The 20,205-nt window shown below is 66.7% G+C and carries 21 protein-coding genes and 2 pseudogenes; 7 read left to right on the top strand and 16 right to left on the bottom strand.

Annotated elements, in window-relative coordinates; all coding sequences use genetic code 11:
• Nucleotides 1-4: 4 nt before the first annotated feature.
• From ACFTWF_RS02740 to ACFTWF_RS02720, 5 genes are all read right to left on the bottom strand, one after another.
• Nucleotides 5-1,192: a CaiB/BaiF CoA transferase family protein gene (locus tag ACFTWF_RS02740; protein ID WP_378459724.1), complete on the bottom strand. Its 1,188-nt coding sequence runs from the start codon at nt 1,190-1,192 to the stop codon at nt 5-7.
• An 85-nt stretch (nt 1,193-1,277) separates the two neighbouring features.
• Nucleotides 1,278-2,459, bottom strand: coding sequence for a mandelate racemase/muconate lactonizing enzyme family protein (locus ACFTWF_RS02735; protein ID WP_378459723.1), 1,182 nt, complete (start codon nt 2,457-2,459; stop codon nt 1,278-1,280).
• Complete coding sequence (locus ACFTWF_RS02730) at nt 2,456-3,712, bottom strand: CaiB/BaiF CoA transferase family protein (RefSeq protein ID WP_378459722.1); 1,257 nt, start codon at nt 3,710-3,712, stop codon at nt 2,456-2,458. The genes ACFTWF_RS02735 and ACFTWF_RS02730 overlap by 4 nt, the downstream gene beginning before the upstream one ends.
• A complete protein-coding gene (locus ACFTWF_RS02725; protein ID WP_378459721.1) occupies nt 3,709-4,896 on the bottom strand; it encodes an acyl-CoA dehydrogenase family protein in 1,188 nt (395 codons plus the stop codon). Before ACFTWF_RS02725 ends, ACFTWF_RS02730 begins: the two co-directional genes overlap by 4 nt.
• Before the next feature lie 210 nt (nt 4,897-5,106).
• Entirely contained in the window at nt 5,107-6,030 is a 924-nt protein-coding gene (locus ACFTWF_RS02720; RefSeq protein ID WP_378459720.1) for a LysR substrate-binding domain-containing protein, read from the bottom strand.
• Nucleotides 6,031-6,246: 216 nt separating this feature from the next.
• Between ACFTWF_RS02720 and ACFTWF_RS02715 the strand changes: the two genes are divergently transcribed.
• Together ACFTWF_RS02715 and ACFTWF_RS02710 are read left to right on the top strand one after the other, a co-directional pair.
• Nucleotides 6,247-7,083 (top strand): patatin-like phospholipase family protein, encoded by an 837-nt coding sequence (locus ACFTWF_RS02715; RefSeq protein WP_378459719.1) that lies wholly within the window; start codon nt 6,247-6,249, stop codon nt 7,081-7,083.
• A gap of 90 nt (nt 7,084-7,173) precedes the next feature.
• Nucleotides 7,174-7,416 (top strand): helix-turn-helix domain-containing protein, encoded by a 243-nt coding sequence (locus ACFTWF_RS02710; protein WP_378459718.1) that lies wholly within the window; start codon nt 7,174-7,176, stop codon nt 7,414-7,416.
• 583 nt (nt 7,417-7,999) lie between these two features.
• Here the strand turns inward: ACFTWF_RS02710 and tatA are convergent.
• The 8 genes and pseudogenes from tatA to ACFTWF_RS02670 all read right to left on the bottom strand — a co-directional run.
• Nucleotides 8,000-8,266, bottom strand: coding sequence for a Sec-independent protein translocase subunit TatA (tatA, locus tag ACFTWF_RS02705; RefSeq protein WP_378459717.1), 267 nt, complete (start codon nt 8,264-8,266; stop codon nt 8,000-8,002).
• Between the two features lie 657 nt (nt 8,267-8,923).
• Nucleotides 8,924-9,289 (bottom strand): annotated as a pseudogene (locus ACFTWF_RS02700) (hypothetical protein); the annotation flags it as partial.
• 101 nt (nt 9,290-9,390) lie between these two features.
• Complete coding sequence (locus ACFTWF_RS02695) at nt 9,391-10,308, bottom strand: metallophosphoesterase family protein (protein WP_378459790.1); 918 nt, start codon at nt 10,306-10,308, stop codon at nt 9,391-9,393.
• Between the two features lie 44 nt (nt 10,309-10,352).
• On the bottom strand, nt 10,353-10,850 hold the full coding sequence (locus ACFTWF_RS02690) for a cupredoxin family copper-binding protein (RefSeq protein ID WP_378459716.1): 498 nt from the start codon (nt 10,848-10,850) through the stop codon (nt 10,353-10,355).
• 203 nt (nt 10,851-11,053) lie between these two features.
• Nucleotides 11,054-11,260 (bottom strand): hypothetical protein, encoded by a 207-nt coding sequence (locus ACFTWF_RS02685; protein ID WP_378459715.1) that lies wholly within the window; start codon nt 11,258-11,260, stop codon nt 11,054-11,056.
• An 86-nt stretch (nt 11,261-11,346) separates the two neighbouring features.
• Nucleotides 11,347-12,048, bottom strand: coding sequence for a Rieske (2Fe-2S) protein (locus tag ACFTWF_RS02680; RefSeq protein WP_378459714.1), 702 nt, complete (start codon nt 12,046-12,048; stop codon nt 11,347-11,349).
• The gene (locus ACFTWF_RS02675; RefSeq protein WP_378459713.1) at nt 12,045-12,623 is read right to left on the bottom strand and encodes an RNA polymerase sigma factor; all 579 of its coding nucleotides are present in this window, start codon (nt 12,621-12,623) and stop codon (nt 12,045-12,047) included. Before ACFTWF_RS02675 ends, ACFTWF_RS02680 begins: the two co-directional genes overlap by 4 nt.
• A gap of 114 nt (nt 12,624-12,737) precedes the next feature.
• Nucleotides 12,738-12,974, bottom strand: a pseudogene (locus ACFTWF_RS02670) (Tn3 family transposase); the annotation flags it as partial.
• A gap of 407 nt (nt 12,975-13,381) precedes the next feature.
• Between ACFTWF_RS02670 and ACFTWF_RS02665 the strand changes: the two are divergent.
• A complete protein-coding gene (locus ACFTWF_RS02665) occupies nt 13,382-13,936 on the top strand; it encodes a recombinase family protein (protein ID WP_378459712.1) in 555 nt (184 codons plus the stop codon).
• A complete protein-coding gene (locus tag ACFTWF_RS02660; protein WP_378459711.1) occupies nt 13,933-14,094 on the top strand; it encodes a hypothetical protein in 162 nt (53 codons plus the stop codon). Before ACFTWF_RS02665 ends, ACFTWF_RS02660 begins: the two co-directional genes overlap by 4 nt.
• A 205-nt stretch (nt 14,095-14,299) precedes the next feature.
• On the opposite strand, the gene ACFTWF_RS02655 is transcribed toward ACFTWF_RS02660, so the two are convergent.
• Genes ACFTWF_RS02655 through ACFTWF_RS02645 form a run of 3 tightly spaced genes read right to left on the bottom strand, consistent with a single transcriptional unit; the run spans nt 14,300 to nt 17,267 of the window.
• Nucleotides 14,300-15,097, bottom strand: a complete 798-nt coding sequence (locus tag ACFTWF_RS02655; protein ID WP_378459710.1) for a hypothetical protein — start codon at nt 15,095-15,097, stop codon at nt 14,300-14,302.
• Nucleotides 15,097-16,959, bottom strand: coding sequence for a hypothetical protein (locus tag ACFTWF_RS02650; protein ID WP_378459709.1), 1,863 nt, complete (start codon nt 16,957-16,959; stop codon nt 15,097-15,099). Before ACFTWF_RS02650 ends, ACFTWF_RS02655 begins: the two co-directional genes overlap by 1 nt.
• Nucleotides 16,956-17,267 carry a hypothetical protein gene (locus ACFTWF_RS02645; protein WP_378459708.1) on the bottom strand — a complete coding sequence of 104 codons (312 nt, stop codon included), beginning with the start codon at nt 17,265-17,267 and terminating at the stop codon, nt 16,956-16,958. The genes ACFTWF_RS02650 and ACFTWF_RS02645 overlap by 4 nt, the downstream gene beginning before the upstream one ends.
• Before the next feature lie 714 nt (nt 17,268-17,981).
• On the opposite strand from ACFTWF_RS02645, the gene ACFTWF_RS02640 reads away from it, so the two are divergent.
• The 3 genes from ACFTWF_RS02640 to ACFTWF_RS02630 all read left to right on the top strand — a co-directional run bounded on the left by ACFTWF_RS02640 (nt 17,982) and on the right by ACFTWF_RS02630 (nt 20,058).
• Nucleotides 17,982-18,143, top strand: coding sequence for a hypothetical protein (locus tag ACFTWF_RS02640; RefSeq protein ID WP_378459707.1), 162 nt, complete (start codon nt 17,982-17,984; stop codon nt 18,141-18,143).
• A gap of 451 nt (nt 18,144-18,594) precedes the next feature.
• Nucleotides 18,595-18,813 (top strand): hypothetical protein, encoded by a 219-nt coding sequence (locus ACFTWF_RS02635; protein WP_378459706.1) that lies wholly within the window; start codon nt 18,595-18,597, stop codon nt 18,811-18,813.
• A 300-nt stretch (nt 18,814-19,113) separates the two neighbouring features.
• Nucleotides 19,114-20,058, top strand: coding sequence for a phospholipase D family protein (locus ACFTWF_RS02630; RefSeq protein ID WP_378459705.1), 945 nt, complete (start codon nt 19,114-19,116; stop codon nt 20,056-20,058).
• Nucleotides 20,059-20,205: the final 147 nt, after the last annotated feature.

Below are 20,205 nucleotides of genomic sequence, written 5' to 3'. Positions count from 1 at the left end.
AGGGTCACCGCAGGGGAGACTGATTCGGCGGCTTTAGGACCGTGACGCCGGTTGCCGGGGAGGATGTGGGCATCCCGCCGAGACCCCACGAGGCCAGGATCTCGGCTCGGTCGTCCTGTCCCGGAACGGGTGGTGGCGACGGGACTCCTGCGGGTGTGCGCGAGAACCTCGGTGCCGGAGCAGGTTCCGGCTCTCCGTTGCGGTCGAGGAACGTGCCACGCGCGACGAGGTGCTCGTCTGCAGGGGCCTCGGTCATCGACAGTATCGGCGCGACGCAGGCGTCTGTGTCACGGAAGACCGAGGTCCACTCGTCGCGGGTGCGGGTGGCGAACTCGGCCGCGAAACGCTCGCGCAGCTCCGGCCAGCGTCGGCGGTCCCACTGGTCCGGGAGGTCGCCGGATCGGTCCAGTCCCAGACCGGCCAAGAGGTGTGTGTAGAAGGGGGGCTCGAGCGCCGCGACGGCCACATGCTTGCCGTCCGAGGTCGAGTAGACGTCGACGAATGGGGCGCCGGTGTCGATGAGGTTGGTCCCCCGTTCATCGTTCCAGGCACCACCGGCGAGCATCGAATACGGGTTGGCCATGAGGTGCGCGACGCCGTCGACGATCGCGGCATCGACAACCTGGCCGCGGCCCGATCTGCTGGCCTCCCACAACGCGGCGAGGATCCCGGCTACCAGATACATCGCCCCGCCGCCGAAGTCACCGACCAGGCTCAGTGGCAGCTGCGGTGGTCCGCCGGCCCGGCCGATGGCGTGCAGTGATCCGACCAGTGCCTGGTAGGTGGGGTCGTGGCCGGCGCGCTGTGCGAGCGGCCCGGTCTGACCCCAACCGGTCATGCGGCCGTAGACGAGCGTGGGGTTGCGCTGCCAGCAGTCGTCCGGCCCGAGACCGAGTCGTTCCGTCACACCGGGCCGGTAGCCCTCGATGAGGACATCGGCTTTACCGATCAGGTCGAGCACCATGTCCAATCCGGCGGGGTCTTTGAGGTCGGCGCGGATCATTCGCTTGCCGCGCTGGAGAGTGTCCAGCGATGGGTCTATCGGCATGGTGAACCCGGCGCCGGTGCGTTCGACTCGCACGACGTCGGCGCCCTGGTCGGCGAGGAACATGGCGGCGAACGGCGCCGGGCCCAGCCCGGCCAGTTCCACGACCTTCAGTCCCACCAAGGGTCCTGTGCGGTGCTCGGTCATCGTCAGCTTCTCCTACAACATTCTCGGGGTGTGCCGCCGACACACGCGGGGCCCGCGGCACACCGAGCCGGGGCGGGCAGAGGGGTCACACGCGCGCGAGGTCGCCGATGGTGACTGTCTGCTTGCCGGCGGTGATGTGCGTGTCGATGAACTCCTGGTTCAATTCGATGCCGTAGCCCGGGCCCTCGTTCGGGTAGAGCTTGCCGTCCTTGAAGATCGGCACGTTGCGGGCAATGTCCTGGGTGATCGTTTGTTGATCGTTTTCCCACTGGTTGTTGATGATCAGCGGGCCGAGGTTCTCGTGGGTGAACTGCGACGCCCAGTTGTTGGCGATCATCAGGTGTGCCGACGGGCTGGCCTCGAGGCCCGAGCCGATCATGCAGCCGCTCATGACTGCCATATCGGCCAGGCGGGCCATGGTCAGCCAGCGTTGCGCCTTGAGCAGACCACCCGCCTTCTGCATCTTGATGAACAGGCCGTCGGCGGCGCGGCGTTCGATGATCTCCCGGATGTTGTGCAGTTCCTGCGCGGACTCGTCGGCGAAGATGGGGGTGTCGATCCGGGTGCGCAGGCGGGCCATTCCCTCGATGTCCCAATGCGGCACCGGCTGCTCGATGCACTCCATGCCGTACCGGTCGAGTCGGCGCATTGCCTTCAGTGCTTGGTCGTAGTTCCAGAAACCGTTCGCGTCCACCACGATCCGTGCGGAGTCGCCGAGTGCGGCGCGGACCTCACGGACGTTGTCGACATCGTGGTCGGCGTTTCCGTCGGACTTGAGCTTGATGAGGCAAAATCCCCGCTCGTGGGCCTGTACGGCCTCGGCGACGACCTGGTCGACGGGGCCGGCCGACGCGACCCAGCCCTGCACCGACGCGTCGGCATTCTTCCCGCCGAGCAACTGATAAACCGGCACCCCGAAGGCCTTGCCCTTGAGGTCGTGCAGCGCGAAGTCGACGAGGGCTTTGGCCTGGTTGTTGTCGCGGACGAAGGTGTCCATCTGGCCGACGATTTTCTCGATGTTGAGTGGATCCTGGCCGAGCAGGAACGCCGGTGCGATGTGATGCGCGATCATCGCCACCATGGATTCCTGTGTTTCGCCGCGATACCAGGTGGAGGTGTCGCCGGAATCGCCGTAGCCGACGATGCCGTCGTCGGTGTGCAACTTCAGGAGCACCGAGTGGATGTGGGTGATCCTGGTTCCCGGCATCAGGAACGGTTTGACCAGTGGCGTCGAGACGGGGATCAGTTCGATCTTGGTGATGATCATGCAACGGGCTCCTGAGAAGAAGGGATGACGATGGCACCGGCGTCGACCAGGACGGTGAGGTCGGCGGTGTCGAGACCGGACTCGCGGAGGATCTCGACGGTGTGCTCACCGATGAGGGGGGCGCGGCGGTCGATGGCGCCGGGAGTGTGGGAGAGCTTGGCCGCGATGCCGGGAACTGTGACGGTGCGGCCGCTGGTGGGATGGGTGACCGTTGGCAGCATGTCCCGGGCTCGGAAATGCGGGTCGGCGAAGATGTCGGCGGCGTCGAGGATCGGGCCCAGCGGTACCGTGCCTCCGAGCAGTTCGATCAGTTCGGCGACCGTGTGCCGCTCGGTCCAGGCATTGACCACCTCGTAGACGGCGTCACGGTTGATCCACCGGTCGTGGTCGGTCGCGAACCGGGGGTCGTCGACGAGTTCCGACTGTCCCATGACGGCGGCGAGCTTGGTCCATTGCGGGTTGTGCGGGGCGCCGAGCGCGACGACGCCGTCCTTGGCGCGGACGGTGTCGAACGGCGCGAAGCCCTGCAACTGGTTGCCGATCGGCCCGGGAACCTGACCGGTATGGCCGTAGGTGTTGACCACAACCTCGGAGATCGCCAGGACCGCGTCAGCCATCGCGACGTCGACATACTGCCCCTGGCCCGTACGTTCGGCGTCACGCAGCGCGGCGAGGATCCCGAACGCGGCGAACAGGCCTGGAACAGTGTCCCCGACACCGGAACCCACGCGTACAGGATGATCGGAATCGGCACCGGTGATGGACATCAACCCACCCATCGCCTGCGCGACGATGTCGAACGCCGGCCAGTCCCGATACGGGCTCACGCCGCCAGCCTTGTCACCGAAGCCACGGATCGACGCGTACACCAGGCGGGGGTTCCGGGCGATCAGGGTGTCGTAGTCGAGTCCGAAGCGTTCCATGACACCGGCACTGAAGTTCTCGACGAGGACGTCCGCGTCGTCGATCAGCCGCAGCAGCACGTCCCTGGCTTCGGGTTTCTTCAGGTCCAGCACGAGCGACCGCTTGTTGCGGTTGGCCGACTGGAATACTCCGCCGTAGTCGCGGGGCTCGTCGGCAGAGGCGAAGGGCCCCGCGTAGCGGAGGAAGTCACCGCGCGGCGGCTCCACCTTGACCACGTCTGCCCCCTGATCCGCAAGCAGCGACGTGCAGAACGGCCCGGCGAGCGCCTGGGTGAGGTCGACGACACGGACACCGTCGAGGGCGCGGCGACCCGGATTCACGGCGCTCACGAGGTGGCCTCCCGCCCGAGCAGGGCGCGGGCGATGACCACTTTCTGGATCTGCGGGGTGCCCTCGCCGATCTCGAGTCCGGAAACGTCGCGCAGCATCGCCTGTAGGGGAAGCTCTTCGGCGAATCCGCTGTGTCCGTGTGCGATTACGCAGTCGCGGAGGGTCTGCAGTGAGACGTCGGTGGCGTACAGTTTGGTCATCGCGGCCTCCTTGGTGAACGGTTTGCCGGCATCGGCAAGCGAGAGGGCGCGGTAGGTGAGCCAGCGGGCAGCCTCGAGCTTCGTCGCGTTCTCCGCGATCGGGAACGATACGCCCTGGAACGAGGCGACGGGCTTGCCGAACGCCTTGCGGCTCTTGACGTACTCGATCGTGAGGTCGAGGGCCTTGCGTGCCACGCCGGTGGACATCAGGCCGATGACCGAACGGGTGTAGTCGAATTCGCTCATCACCAGCCGGAAACCGTTGCCGACACCACCGATGACGTATTCGTCCGGGACGAAGACGTCGTCGAGGAACACCCCGGCGCGGCCGAGGGGTTTCCACCCGGCGTCCGGGAACTTTTGCATACTCACCCCGGGTGCATCGAGGGGGACGAGGAATGCCGTGACGCCGGACTCTTCGGGCGTGGCGCCGCGGGCTTTGACGAACGTGATCATCGCCTTGGCGTGCGGAGCGAACGTGATGGAGGTCTTCTCACCGTTGAGTTTCCAGCCGCCGTCTACCCTGTCGGCTTTGGCGCGCATGGCCATCGCGTCCGACCCGCTGCCCGGTTCGGTCAGGCCGAGTGCCACCACGTGGCGGCCCTCGACGATTCCGCGCACCCACTCCTCCGCGACCTCGGGGGCGAGGAACTTCTCCAGCAGTGGGCCGGTGAGATTGTTCGTGTAGGCGAGTTGGCTCGCGTAGAAGTTCGCGTAGGCGAGTTCCTCGTGGGCGATGCCGAGGTGGGTCTTGGTCAGTACCTCACCGATACGGCCCAGGCCACCGTTCTCTTCCGACACACCGAGACCGAGCAAACCCTGTGCCGCCATCTTCTCGGCGAGATCCCACGGAAACTCCTCGCTGTGCGCGCGGACGAGGTAACTCTCGGCGTGCGGTGCCGCGAACTCGCGGACCCACTGCGCGAACTCGTCGTGTTCCGGCCGGAACAGAACCGGCGGGTGGTTGGCATCCGGGGATGACATATGAAGGCTCCTCGACGTAGTTGCGGCTGAGACCGGGTGGGCTGAAAACCGGCGTGAAGCCGGACCGTCAGCGCCTCTTCAGCGCGTTGCAATCGAGTATGTCTGCAGTCACAACCTCAGAAAAGAACAGGAATGCGTGCTTTATCTTGAGAAGAACTCAAGAATAGGTCCGGTGCGACCATATGTCGTGGTCACACCCCCGGCCCGGCGCTACAGACGCGCGACGCGGTGCGTTGCAAAAGATATGAATTCCCGCACCACCCGGCTGAGCACCACATCGGACCGCCAAGCTATGACCAGGCGGACGGGATCCAGGTCCGGGTCATCGATCGGCAGAAGGACGATCTTCATTCCCCCATAGGTGCGATTGAGCTGCGGCTGGTGCAGCATGATCGTCCACCCCAGTCCCCGTCCGACATATGCCCGCACCGTCTCGTAATTCGCCGACCGGTACCCGATCCGCGGCGTAAACCCCGCACGGGCGCACACCTGCAACGCATGCGTCGATGCCGGTGGCGCATCGAGCAATACCATCGGCTCATCCTTCACCGCGGCGAGCTCCACCGGGCCTGGCAGTGCAGCGAGCCGATGCCCGGCTGGCACGACGAGCGCCGGTCGACGGGTCATCAACGTCGCCGTACGCAGCGTCGGCGGCAGTTCCAGGTCATAGGTGATCACCGCATCGAGCGCACCACCCTCGAGCCGCGCAGCCAGCTCGTCGGCCATAGCCTCCCGGAACGCAAGCGACACTCGCGGATGTAAGTCGGTGAACTCGGACAACAGCGGCGGCAGGATCGTCGGGCCGACTGTCGCATAACAGCCGATGGCGAGCCTGCCGGCAAGATCGCCACCTGCTCCCAGCATCTCGTTTTCGATCTCACTCGCCTGCTGCAGCAAGGCCCGCGCCCGGGCCAGCAACGACTCCCCCGCCGACGTGAGCTGCACCCCGTGGGCGCGGCGACGCACGCACAGCTGCGCCGAAAGCGCCTTCTCGAGTTCCGTAACCGCAAGCGACACCGCGGACTGCGATACCAGCAACCGTCCGGCCGCCGCACTGATCGTGCCGGTCTCCGCGACCGCGACGAAGGCGACGAGCTGCCGCATGGTGAAACCCGGCGCCCGGTCAATGCTCATGAACCGATCATATGGGCGGCTCGAAGCGCCTCCTCGACAGTCCTACCCCAACCCGACGCCGACCAACATCACCAGTTAGCGAAGCAGCATCCGAAGGCTCGTCCTGGCTGCACAGATGCTCGAGCACCACGAACGAGCCTTCGACGACTGTCCGGCGTTCATCTCGGAACACTCCATGGCCATAACCAAACGGCCGCCACCGCCGGCGGGAAGCCCGTGACCGGGGAGCAGCTGAAGAGGCTCACCCATCTGAACTATCGCGAGTTTCTCGATCCGGGCCTGCTCGAGCGCATCCCGATCGTCGGGCAGTCGTGGGCGCTGCTGCGCGGCACCGGACTCTACCGAGGCGATCGTGCCCACCAGTGGCTCCAGGACACCCTCGAAAGCCTCGGGGTCTCGACCTTCCACGACCTGCAGATCAGCGACGACACCCTGCCACCAAACCAGCGGTACCGACTGGTGGTCACCGTGACCGACGTGACGACCGGGCAGTTGGTGCGATTGCCCTGGGACTTCGAACGGGTCTACGGCCTCGATCCCAACACCCAGTCCGTCGCCGATGCGGTGCGGGCGTCCATGGCGATCCCGTTCTTCTTCCGTCCTGTCTCGTTGACCGGTGCCGCCGGCATGACCTCGACGCTGGTGGACGGCGGGCTGCTCTCGAACTTCCCGATCGATTCGCTGGACCGGACCGATGGACAGGTGCCGCGCCGGCCCACCTTCGGGGTCACCGTGCTGCCCAACCTGCCGGCCGGGAACGACGACGTCATCCCCTACCTCAAACTTCTGCGCCTGCTCCGGCCACCGCACCTGTTCGAGAGCGTGCTCAGCACCATGCTCGTCGGCCGGGATCAGACGTACCTCAACCAGCCGTGGGTGAGTGTCCGGGCGATCAGGGTGGACTCCACCGCAGTGGGGGTCCTCGACTTCGACCTGCAGCAGGAGGACATCGAGGCTCTCCACCGGAACGGATACGAAGCGGCGCAAGCATTCCTGTCCACCTGGGATTGGGCATCCTACGTGCGGAGGCTCCGGCCGGTGTCGCCCGGATAACTCCCCTGGGGGCGGACAAGGTGTACCAGTCGATGGCACCCGACCAGTATGCGCAAAACCCGGCCGGCGCCGGTGGCTGGTGCGGAGCCGGTGCTGAGCCACGATGAACTGCGCACAACCCTGCAGACCTACTTCGAGTGCGACCTCGACCGGCAACGCACCGCGCGCCGCCTGGGCGTGCACCCGAACACGGTGAACAACAGGCTGAACCGAGTCGCCGAGATCTCACCGCACAGCCCGTTCACCCTCGCCGTCATCACCGCGCTGTCCGCGGCACTGACCGTCGAACGGTTGCGAGCCACGGGTCCACCGGACCAGTCGTCGCACATCTAGGGAGGCCCCCGATTCGGCGGACACCACGACCGCACGTCGTGGCCGAGCGCACCGTGCTGGCAGCACAGTTGGATCGGTTGATCGCGCTGTGGCGGGCGGTGAACGGGTCGGACAGTGACCGGATCGCACCCCAGCCATTGCCGATGCCGCACAAGGCACGTCGGCGGCGATCAGTCTGGTTCGGACGCCCCGCTCGCAGATCCTTGACCGTCTACCGATTCGCCGGCTTTCCCGACACGATCAGATCGGCACAATCGCTTCGTCGAGAGCTCGAGCCGGGGGGGATCTCCAAGACAACGCGTGTCCGGTCGAGACCGATGGCGGGCCAGCTGCCCGGCGGTCAGCGGGCGGCTGCTGCTCAAGACGCTGGAGTCCGCCGGTGGGCTGGAGCAGCTGTCCGCGGCGCACGAGGCGGTGTCGGCGTATCACGGCAACAACTACCTGCCGCTGTTGGAGCGGTTTACCGCTAGCACCGCCCGGCGCTGTTCACGCTGGTCGACGCCCTGGACATGGTGCCGACCGCGGCGGACCGCAGCGTGCTGGACGTGGGTGGACCTCCATTCCGGGACGGCGCCGGATCGTGTTACGAACGACCGAAGTCGACGTCGGGGCCCGTGGGTTCGGTCGTCGGTACGGGCTGCGCAGGCGGACGTTGCGACGCTGATCCGGCTGTCGTCGGCGGGTTCGTCTTAGCGGCACGCGGATCGGCGTGCATCTCCTTCATCTCGCTGGTGAAGATGCGCAGCGACTGCCCCAGGCTGCGGGCCGCCGACGGCAGTCTCTTCGAACCGAACAGCACCACCAGAACCAGGATCACGATCGCCCAGTGCCACGGGCTCATTTCACCCATTTGTCTACCTCTCATAATTTCGGCCGCCGGTCGACGGTCACGCCCCTCGCAGGTGAATAGGTGCGCAGGTTACAAACGACTCAGGACGGTGCGCGGTCGACGGGGCCAACCGACCGGCGGGTCACGACGAAAGTCGCGTTCTCGGGGTTCCGCTCCGAGTCCAGGGCTTGTGAGGGCACCGGCGTCATGCCGGTGCCGCTTTCGGCAGGACATTGCCGGGCGCGGGTGCCAATGTTTTGCCTCGAGGGGGTCGCGGCCGCTGGCGATTCCCGTCTCGTCCTCGTCGCCGTGCGCGGTGAAAACGACGCGCGGTGCGATATCGGGTGGCCGCCCGGAGTGCGGGAACACCTGCCCGACATCGTCGAGGGCAGGCCGGAACTCGCCGAGCGCGGGTCGGAGATCCTCGTGCACCGCTTCGGTGGCACCGCTGGCGTAGTCACGCGCCGGCGCAGGATTTGCAGGCACTCGTGCAGCCGTTCCGGACCGAGTACGACCAGGGCAGCGACGAGCGCGACCAGCATCTTGTCGCAGCCGATAGTGCTGAACACAACATCAGCCTCCCCACGAATTCGGCCGGATCAGCACGAGCCGGATCGCCGCCGCCGTCATGCGCCGGCGGCGATCGGGACGACTCACTACACCACCCCCACTCACCGGTGGTCGCGGGCGCCGCGACCACCGCCGTAGTAGCAGCGAGGCCGCGCACAGCACGATCGTGGCGACTTCGGCGGCGACACTGACCGCGGCCTGCGGTGCGGGTTGCCAGCCGATCTCGATGAATCCGAAGACCCCGACGGTGCGTGACAACACGAACCCCACCAGTGCACCACCGGCGACGGCGGCCAGGCGCAACAGAAACGGCCCACCGAGCAGCAGCAGCACAGCGATCGCGAACGACGCGGCGGCCTGCAGCAGAAACGACGGCCCGACGACAGAGATGTGCCGGTCGCCGTGGCGGTACAGGTCGGCGTGAATGTAGCCACTGACCGCGAGGGATGCACTGATCCCGATGCGCAGCAACAGATCCGGCCACGACCTCGATATCGACCTGCGCGGCGCGGCGCCGCCCGATTCTGCTGCCCGGCTGGGCGAGGACGGAGCGTCAGGCCCGGATGTGTGCGTGGTCATGTCAGGGCCTGGTCCTTGACCGCAAGGGTCTGGTGGCCCTCGAGGTAGCTGACTTCCCGGATGCCGAGAGCGGCGTGCAGTTTCCCGGCGGGCAGTGTGAGCGGCTTCGGTTTGGCGTCCGGGCCGCCCTCTCCCGGTTTCGGCAGCGGGTACGCGGTGGTGGTGCCGCTGTAGAAGGTGATGTTGCCGTCGGTTTTGGTGAACAGTTGGTGGACATGTCCGTTGAGGCAGGTCACCGAGGAGAAGCGACGCAGGTAGCTCAACGCCTGGGTGGCGTCGTCGGTGCCCCACCCCCATTGCTCGTACATCGCGAACAACGGGATGTGGCTGAACACGACGATCGGGGTGTCGGCCGAGAGACTGGCGACGTCGTTTTTCACGAAGTCGAGTTGGTCCTCGCCGAGGTGGCCGAGTTGTTTCAGGTTCAGCGTGTTGACCAGCGCGATGACGTGCACGCCGGCGACGTCGAAGCTGTACCAGCCGTCGCCGCGGCTGCCCGTGCCGAACGCGTCCCGATACCGTTGACCGCCGTCGTCGGTGGAATCGTGTTCGCCGGGCACGGTGAAGATGTGCGGGGTGTTCAGACCGGTCATCATCTGCTTGACCTGATCGAACTGTTCCGGGGTCGCCAGGTGGGTGAGGTCCCCGGTGTGGACGACGAAGTCCGGCGTGTAGCCCAGCGAGTTGACCTGCCGGATCGCCTGATCGAACGTGTCGACGACATTGCTGTTCGCGGTGCCCTGGAATCCGATATGACTATCGCTGATCTGCGCGAACCGCAGCGTCGGGCGGGCCGGGGCGGCCGAGCCGACGGGGGTGCCGGCGACGTGGGAGATGACCTCACCGCCGACGACGGTCAACCCGACCGCGGCGCCGAACCAGGCAGTGTGCCGGATCAGTTGGCGGCGGGTCATCGCATGCGGGTCGCGCGGGTCGGTGTGTTCGGGCTGCCGGGTGCTCACGGTGTCACCACCACGGTGGCGTGCATGAACGGGTGGATCGAGCAGATGTAGTCGAAACTGCCCGCTTTGTTGAAGGTGAACGAATATGTTGCGTCGGTGCCCATCCCGGGGGAATGGAAGCTGCCGTCGCCGCTGGCGACGGTGTGCGGTTCCTCGTCCTTGTTGGTCCAGGTCACCGTGGCCCCGACCGGGACCGTGAGCGCGGCCGGCGCGAACGCGAAGTTGTCGATGTCCACCGCATTCGCCGCCGCCGGCGCGGCAGGCGCCTGCGCGGGAGCCGTCATGCCCGTCATGTCCGTCATGTTCGGGGCCGCGGCGGATGCCGTACCGCCGGGCATACCGGGAGTCTCGGCACCGGAAGCGAATACGAACGTCGGTGACGCAGTGTCGGTCGACGTGGCATCCGAGCCCGAGCTACTGCACGCGGCCGCCGTCAGCAGCGCTGCGGCCACGGCGGCTGCTATCGCATGCCGCCGTCCAACGAAGAGTCTCATCGATCCAGGTCCTTTGCTCCGGGTGGGTCCGCCCCACAGATACGGGTCGGTCACCAACAGATACGGACCGGGGTTACACGACGAATGTGTGTCTCGACGGTGCGAGGACCGGACGGCGACGAAAACGGCAATGCCTCGCCGTTTCCCCGATCCGGGCGCGGGCAGCATGCCCTGGCCTCGGGTGGGTCACACATCGACGGTGCTCACACGGCACCGACTTCGCCTGACCCGAGCAACGATCGGGCCTGCGCGTAGGCGACCGCGGCGTGCCTGGCGGTGCCGGGAGCGTCGTCGCCGAGGTGCTCGAGCAGCCGCCCCTTGGCCAGATACCATGCGGCGCGCACCTCGACAGTCGTGTCCGGGCCAGGGCGTCGCATCGCCAGCCGAGACATCTCGATGAGTGCGTTCATCACTGGCCGCCGTTTCCCTGTTGTGCCGGTCCGTGGGTGCGGATCGTCTCACTACGAGGTAACGGGAGGGGTTACACGGTCGGCGGTCAGGCCGGTTCGGTCGGTGCGAATACCTCGATGGTGCCACCGTTTTCGCGGATTTGCAGGTGCGGCAACGGTGCGGGGGTGACCGGCAGCTGGTGGCTGAGCACTTGTCCGGCGATCGAGAACGAGGTGGAGTGGCACGGGCAGCGTAACCGCTCGGCGGGTGCGTCCAACCACAATCGGCAGCCCTGATGCGTGCAGATCCCGGACACCGCCTGCGGTTGCCCATCAACCCGGTGCACGAACCCGGTGATGGTGCCGACATCGAACGCGACGGTCGCACCCTCGGGGACGTCGGCGCTCGCGGCGACTGCACGCCACGCACCGGTGGTCGGCTCCAGTGTCGCGTCTGCGGCCGTCTCGTTCCTCTCCGCCTGAACCCCGCCCACGAGGGCATGATCGACGACAGCGCCGACGGCAGCGGCGGCGGCCGCGGCCGAGGTGCCGATCAGTATCTGCCGCCGCCGCATCGAGGGCGCGCCGATACCGGGACGGTCAGGCGCGGATTCGTCGATCTCGGCGGCGAGGCGCTGCTGCAGATCGGTCAGGAACGACTCGCTGGGCGTGTCGGCGCCCAATCGTGCGGAACTCAGCGTGATGGCGGCACGCATCTGCTCGGCGTCTTCGTCGTCGGGCCGGAACGACCGCGGCCGACGACCGTTGAGTAGGTCGTCGACGTATCGGCGTACATCCCTGCCGGTCATCGTGCACCTCCTTCACTGAACTGTGCGGCCATCTGCAAGGCCCGGTGCTGTAATACTTTCGCATTCGCGACGCTGACACCGAGGTCGGTGGCCGAGTCCCGCACCGACAGTCCCTGCAGAAACCGTAGCTCCAGGATCCTCCGGTACCGGTCCGGGAGCCGGTCCAGCAGTGCACGCGCCCGGGTTACCGCGATCGCGTTCTCGGTGGGTTCGTCCGCAGGGTCCTCGGCGATATCGTCGACGATCGTTGTGATTTCCCGGCCCATCCGTGTACGCCAGTAGCCTGCCAGCACGGTGCGCGCGGTGGCGCGCAGGTATGCGCGCACCTCCGCGACGCTGGCCGACATCCGCAACGGTCGCAGCGCCGCCATGAACACCTCCGCGGTCAGATCCTCCGCGTCGGCCCGGTTGCCGACCTTCGAAAACATGAGGCCGTACACCCAGCCCACGTTGTCCCGATACACCGACTCCCAGCCGCTGTATCCGTCACCGGACACGAGCTGCAGCCCCCGCTGCGGCGTCGGATCCTGGACATCGGTGGTGCGCCGGCGCTCTGATTCCGGCCGTCCTTCCATGACCTGCTGCCTTCCGAGTCTGCCGCAGACGCATCGCCACGCCTACAAGTAGATACCGCCGGTGGTTACACCACCTCCCGATCCAGCAGATCCCGGATCCACCGCGGCCCGGACAGCCCCGCCCAACGGGGTGAGCGGCAACGTCTGGTGGTAGCCGATGATCGCCAGGTTCGCCGCGCGCAACCTCTCCTCCCGCACGTATCACTCGGCGGTCCAGGACAGCACGTCGTAGGAGATGCCGCAGGCGTCGGCCATCCTGGTCAGTTTCAGGTTGGTCGAGTGGGCGAGCAGCACCGCGATCAGGTTCCGCTTCAACTCCGATGAGCGGGCCTGCTTGCCGCCGGGCGGGGACGGGCAGTCCGCCAGCCTGGTAGGCGGGATGGTCCGCCCCCGGGGTGGAACCGCGAGTGCTGTTCGGATCACGCGCGTGAGCGCCCGACTTCGGGGACGCGACGGAGGCCCGGCGGCATCGAGCCGGACCCGCCGTGCGTCTCGCACAAATGACCGGATGTGATAGTTCTGCGAACGACCCGATCCGCGCCGCGTTCCCGCAGGTCGCGAATCGCACAACACCTCTCACAACCTCCGTGTTGTGAGAGGGAGTTCTGAGAGAATCGGGGATGGACCTGACCCCCGGAACATGCCGCCGCCGTCAAACGCCACCCCTGCCCCCCAGTGCGAGGCGCCGGCAGCAAGCCTTTGCCGGACACGGGCCGGGAAGACGGCCGCAAAGTACCACACGGCCCCGGTTCATCCTCGTGCCGTCGCTGCGCGACGAGCTCACCGTCGCTGTCCCAGGCGACCGGCGCCCCGGCAAGAAGTGGACACAGGGACAGCAGGTCGTCTCGGCGAAGCCGGAGACGAACGGAACGCGGATCCGAATCGGGTACGCCCGTTGCAGTACGGCCCAGCAGGAGCTGCAGAGCCAGCTCGACGCGCTCGCGGCCGCGCACTGCACGCGAGTGTTCTCCGACAAGATCAGCACCCGCATCAAGATCCGCCCCGAGCTGGAGAAGGCACTCCCCCTCGCCCACGAGATCAACACCGCCGCGCCGGACCAGCCGGTGATCCTGACCGTGCACGAGCCCAAACGCCTCGCCCGCAACGCCGCCGAACTGATGACCCTCTCCGCCCAGCTACAGAGCGGCGGAGTGCAACTGGAGCTGCTGACCGGGATCTACACCCGCACGGCATGGGCTCGATGCTCTTCGCCGTGCTCGCCGCCCAGCTCGACCGCGACTATATCCGCGAGAAGACCATCGAAGGCCAGCGAGCCGCCGCCCGCGGCAACCACGGCGGCCGCCCGAAGGTGATCGACGATGACGACGTGCTCCTCGCCCGCGCGCTACGCGAGAAGCGAACCCCGATGCCCGACATCGTGAAGAAGCTGACCATCAAGACCGGCAAGAACGCCGGCCGGCATCCCTCGGTCGCCTCGCTCTACCGGGCACTCGCGGACAACGACGCCTGACCAGGGCCTACAGCAACCCGCGGCCCCTTTCCGGCGTATTCGGTTCCCACCCCAACAACACTGAAACCGGGTGTCTCGGTCGCGATAGGCGATCCGCATCATTACGCCGAGACCACACCCGCACCGCACCGCACGTGACTCCCCCTCGAGAGATACTTGTCGTCGACATGCGATGTGGACGTGTCGATTCCGTTCGTCCGCGGGGTCAGATCCAGTCGATGTGGACGGAGTCGATGTGGTCGAAGTGGAACCCGAACTGGTCGCTGTAGGTGTCGAAGCCCTTGTTCTCCGGGTAGTCGAGGGTGGCGTGCCGCTCGAGCAGGGCGACAACCCGGGCGTGATCGTCGTTCGCCAGTGCGGCGGCGAGTTCGCGGGACTCGTCACTGCTGAACGGGGTGTCGGAGTTCGCGAAATCCAGGGTGCGGACCCGGTAGTCGTATCCCACGTCGGCGCCGTTGCGGACCATCACACCACCCTTGACACGGATCACCGCCCTCTTCGGTGTTCCGTCCGGCCGCAACACCCCGGCACGGGCCATGATGTCCTGCGCCTTGACGTTCTTGAGTTTCTTGCTGGCATCGGCCCGCAACTCATTCGTTTCCCCGGACCGGTACCGGGACACCGCGGAACGCGATCGACCGATCTTCTGGGCGACGGCATCGATACCGCCGAGACGTTCGATCGCCGCGCGGCGTTGCGCGCGTTCGAGCACGTCCGGGTGTGGGATGCGGCCCTGCTGCGCCCACCGCCGCAACGTCCGGTCCGATGGTGGGGTGCGGCCGGCGTCGATCGCGGCCTGCCGCAGACCGTCGTTGCCGAGCTCGGTGCGCAGCTGTGTGACCGTCACTTTGCTGGTCAGTCCGGCCAGTCCGCCGCTCTTGACCTGCTTGGACTTCTCCACCCCGCTGGTGGCCGCACCGGCGACCGTCACCTTGAGGCCGTCGAGGCCGACAGCCTGCTGCGGCGGCTTGGTGGTGCGCGGCTTCGGAAGGTGCAGGGCCATCAGTACGCGTCCTCGTCCTCGTCGTCGGCGGCGAACGCCGACCTGATGACCAGCTTCACCTCGTGCACATCCGGAGCCGACATCAGCTCGGCCAGCCAGGTGTCGGTGAGAATCACGTCCTTCTCCACCGACATCTTCCCCAGCGCCGCACTCTCGTCGGCGAGGTCCTCGCCGTCGGCGAGGAGGTACACCCAGGAGTCGGTCACGGTGCGGACCGGCCAACGGCCTGTCTCGCGGGCGATGCGCATCGCGACGCGGCGGCCGCGCCACCGGCAGTGCGCGATGATCGCCGCCCGCCACACCGGCTGGTGGTGGTGCTGCATCTGCTTCGCGGTCCACATGTCCGGGTTCATCATCCGGCCGATGTAGCCCTTGTAGCAGGAGCCGATGAACCGTTTCGTCGCGTCGTCGCCGGTGTCGACGGCAGTGCGGCGGGCCTCGCGCAGGATCTTGGCCCACTTGTCCAGCACCCGGCCCTGCTGCGGATACACCCAGGCCTCCGTGATGCCCAGATCGTCGAGGTCGGCGCCGATCCCGCCGTCGGCGACCGGTGCACACAATCCGTCGAGGCTGACCGAGGTGACCCAGGTCTGCACCGGCTGATCAGCAAGCATCCGCGGGTGCGGCAATGGCAACTTCTCGGGTAGCGACAGCGTCTGTCCCGGTGGGAGGGTGATCCGCCACAGCCCGAACGGGGCACCCTTGTCCCCCACCGCCGCCGCGGCCGCCCCGACGCCGGTCAGATGTGTGGGTTGCCCGTATCCGAATTCGAGCATCCCGGCCGAGGCGAGGTAGGCGGCGCGCTGGTCGATGGACACCAACCGGCGGGTGCCGTCCACATCGTCGGGTCGGGGCATGCGGGTCCAGCCGGCGGCGGGTTCGAGTTCCCCGCGCGGGGCCCCGTCCAGCGGAGGGACCGGGCCCGCGGTCGCGACCAGCAGACCCTTCCCCGTCCGGGTGCGTTCCCGCTTGATCTTGTCGACGACCGCAGCACCGGTCCGGGCCGGTGTCGGCCCCGGGAGCACCCCGAGATGCTTCGCGGACCAGGCGATCCGGCGCCCGAGTTCCCGCGCGGCGGCATCGTCGTCGTCGGGGAGGTATGTTCCGGCGGCTGGTGAGCCGAGGATACCCATCTCGCCGACCCGGTTGTTCCAGCCGAAGTCCTTGTTCCAATACGTCCACACATACGGTTCGATCAGCACATCGATCATCGTCGTGAACTTCCCGATCGACCGCGCCAGGCGCACCACATGTCCCGGGTCGCCGCGTAATTCCCACCCGGCGTTGAGCATCGGTGTCAGCGTGGCCTGCAGCACCGCGGTCAACTCCTCGGCTGCGCGGGTGCGCAGCGTCTCCATGTCCTCGAAGTCTTCCTCGGAGCCGGGATCGATGATCCACCCCAACGCCTCACACGCGTCCTGGCCCACGATCCACACCTGCGCAGGAGCACCCAGCGGGGCCAGGGCGGCCCAGCGAATCAGCTGGTCGAGCTTCTCGACCGAATCCACCGGACCGGTCAGCTCCCGCCCGGACGGCGTGAAGGTTCCCGCCGCGGTCACGATGAGCGCATGGCCGTCGGCCTCGTCGCCGGCCGGCAACGCCTCCCACACCGGCGGCGTGGCGGGCGCCGGGGCTGTGTCGCCGGCCGCGACGTCGGGAGACTGCGTCTCGGGTGACTGCGGGATCGGGGCGTCGTCGGCGACGTCTGACTTGTGGGGGGATTCGGGTTCTGCGGGCGCGACCATCTCCGGATCCGCCTGATCGGCGGTGTCGGCGACAGCGACATCGGCAGACTCTGGTGACGTTGTCGGAGTTTCCTCGGGCAGTCCGAACAGGGGAATCTGCTCCCACGCCCCGCTCATGACTCCGGCTCGGCGATCCGGCCGTCGGCATCTACCTGCGGGACGCTGTAGCGGTCGAAGAATTCCTGCAGGGCAACGTCGACGACGTTGGTCACCGTGGACTGGCGATCCTTCACCAGCCAGTTCAACCGGGCCTCCGTCGAGGCCAATACTCGGGTATTGAGCGGAACTTTCGCCGGCCTCTTCCGCGGTTCCAGCTTCGCCGTCAACCCCGGACTCGGCGTGACCGCCCGGGAAAGCCCTCGCGCACCGGGACCCGCCCCCGATCGAGCGGTGCCTCCGCGTCCAGACTTACCTACCTTCGCCATTCCCACCTACCTGCGTCCGGCGTGCTGTGAGGGTCGCACGCGTATCCCGCTCAGATCATCCTTGCCTACTGCGCGCTTTTTTGCACGCACATAAGCGCGCATGTTCGCACGCAAAATAGGGCCCGAGAGTTACTGCTGATGGCATGAAACCAATTCAGCCGCTTCGGAGTCGCCAGGGTAACGAAGAGGCGAACCTTCGCGTTCTGGCTGACAAAGCCGACGAATCCGCCGATGCCGTCGAAGATGCGCCTGACCCTTCTTCGAGACCGTCGGCGGCGGCCGCGTTGACGAGCGGGCAACGGACGCCGTCGAAGATTGCTTCGTCACTGATGATCCCGCTTCTCTCGCTCGTGTCGCAGATACGGCATGGTGAAGTCGAGCATCCCGTTTCAGGCTCGGCCTCGAGGGAACCTATGCCAGCAGTACCGGTAACGCCTGATCGACGCCGGGCCGATCCGCTCGGGCCCCAGAACGTCACCGCTGCCACGGTGAAACCCGCATCCACCGCAAGCAACTCACCGCACTGCTCGCCACGACAATGCAGGATCCCACGACCTGACCACCCCCAGACCGACCACGCTGTTCAACCGACGGGGACTCCTCGCCCACTATTGCGCTCAGTCGCCCCGGCTTTCCGGCCGGTCACGGACGACACCCATGCGTAATTCTCAACGTCGACCACCACGGGCCCGTTTTCGAGGAGACTGCTCGATCATGACCACCCCACTGATCGAAGAACTCACCGCCCGCATCGGAGCAGCCGTCGCCCGCGCCGCCATGAACGGTGACCCACTATTCGGCACTGTCGAACTCACCATAGAAGAACTCGCCGAATTGCTCGAACACATCCGCCAACTGTTGCCCCCATCAGAATAGGCGGTCCCCGCCTCGTGCACTCACATTGCGTCAGCCGTCATCATCTCGATGCAATCACGGCCGGTCCGTTCGCCGCAGCCACACCGGGTGTCGTTGTCGACTACTCCCTTTCACCGTAAACACACGAAGCGAGCAGGAGATCACACGACGATCGAACGCAGCATCGTCCGCGACCTCGACACCGAGAACGAAGGGCAATCCGCTCGCTGAGACGACGCCCGCCAAGATCGGAGAACCTTGTGAACTCATCACGCGAACAAGTGATGGCGCAGGACGACACAAGCACCGGCTCCCGTGAGAAGCTGCTCAGGTAAGTCACCGATTCGAGGGAGCTGACATCGTATGACTGGCAGCTCATCGCCGAGGAGGACGAAGAATATTGCAGTACGGAATTGAAGACCGCACTGAGAAACTCAGGCCGGCCACGAGGAACGGCAGGATCGCCGAGTCCATGTCAGTGCGTTACCGATTGAACGACGACAACGCACCACACGGTCTGACCGAGGCCCAGGCGCGAACCGAGTACGACAGACTCGCGCCGATCATGGCTATCGAGGGCCGCACGATGGACGAGCACAGCAGGGAACTGCTCATCGAACTTTTACAAGAGGAGATCACTCTCGACGATGCTCTCGACTCGATCCTGCGGCGGCGCGCAGGCACGGAATAGGCCGGAAGGGTTCGAGGTTCCACCACAATCAATTGACAGGCTCATTCACGTGAATGACAGAATGCCGTGTCAGTTTCCCTTCGGACTGGGTGCACGCAGGGCGGCCCCCATCCCGCCGGTCCGCACTGCTCCGGCGCCTTCCAAGCATCCCGGCAGTGCGGTGCGACCAAGACTTCCGTCGGGATGCAGGGGCTCGGGCTCCCGGAGATCGGCACCCGGCTTGGAGTGGGTGTTAGTCGATCCCGGGCCCTGCGCCGCGATCGGCACACCGACGCGCGTGGCCCGTTACCGTTTGTCGGTATGGCGACCACCTTCCACGGGCCGAACCCGTGGCCGCACATCACCCGCGCGATCCGCACACGCGGCCCCCGGTACGCCGCGATCGGCTACCTCGGCCCTGACGCACCCGACCTGCTTCCGTTGCGTGCCGGCGACGTCCTGGTCGTGAATGCCTCCAAGGCCGCAGTCCGGGCGCACGCCACCTCCCCCGCCGCCCTCGCCCACTACGTCAACAAGGGGGTGAGGGTGCTGTCCACGCCCACCCTGCACGCGAAGGTGATCGCAACCAACACCCGGGCCGTCATCGGGTCGGCGAACGCCTCCGAAAACTCCACCCTCGCCGACGACGCTGTGGTCATCACCGACGACCCCGAGATCATCGCCGACGTCCGGAAGTTCATCGACAGCCTCGACGAGATCACCGAGGTCGATCAGGTGTTCCTCGACGACGCGATACGAGAGTGGGAGATCGGCCGTGCCGTGCCACTGCCCGGGGTCACCGGCCGTGTCCGGACCGAGACGGACTTCCTCCCCACACCGGTAACTCGGATGTTCGTCAAACACGCCGTCGACTACGAACCCACCCGCACCGAGAGCCGCGTGCTCGACGAGCAGCGGGGCCGACACCGCAGCCGCGGCGGCCCGGCGGCGAAGTACCAGCTGGAATCGCTGCGCCTCGATAAGCCCAGCGGTGTGAAGCGTGGCGACGTAATCGTCTTCGTCTCCACCGACGACCAGTGGATTTACGCGCCAGCTGTCGTGGTCTCCGAACCCATGAAGGTCCCGCGGTCCGGTGGGGCGGTTCTGTACTTCCTCCGCCTCCGCACCGACCTGTCTCCGCTCCCCCTTCCACGCGCAGAGGAAGCGTTGACCGCTCTCGGGCATCCGGGCTCACGGCTGCGGACCGACCACTTCGTCCGCTCCCCCAGCCTGCGGACAGCCCTGTTGACATTATGGGACCTCTAGACTCCCCAATCACCGAGCGGCACAAGTCTTCTTGGGCAACAGGTCGACGCTTTCCGAGGAGGCGATCTGTACCCTGTGTGGGCGGAACCGGCAGCGGCGAGTGGTCGAGCAACGACCGATGACCTCCGACCACAGCAGGATCACACA

The sequence above is a fragment of the Rhodococcus sp. NPDC056960 genome, from assembly GCF_042674125.1.
GTDB lineage: Bacteria > Actinomycetota > Actinomycetes > Mycobacteriales > Mycobacteriaceae > Rhodococcus_F.
The sequence above is the reverse complement of the archived record's forward strand: the minus strand, read 5'-3'. Positions and strand labels throughout refer to the sequence as shown.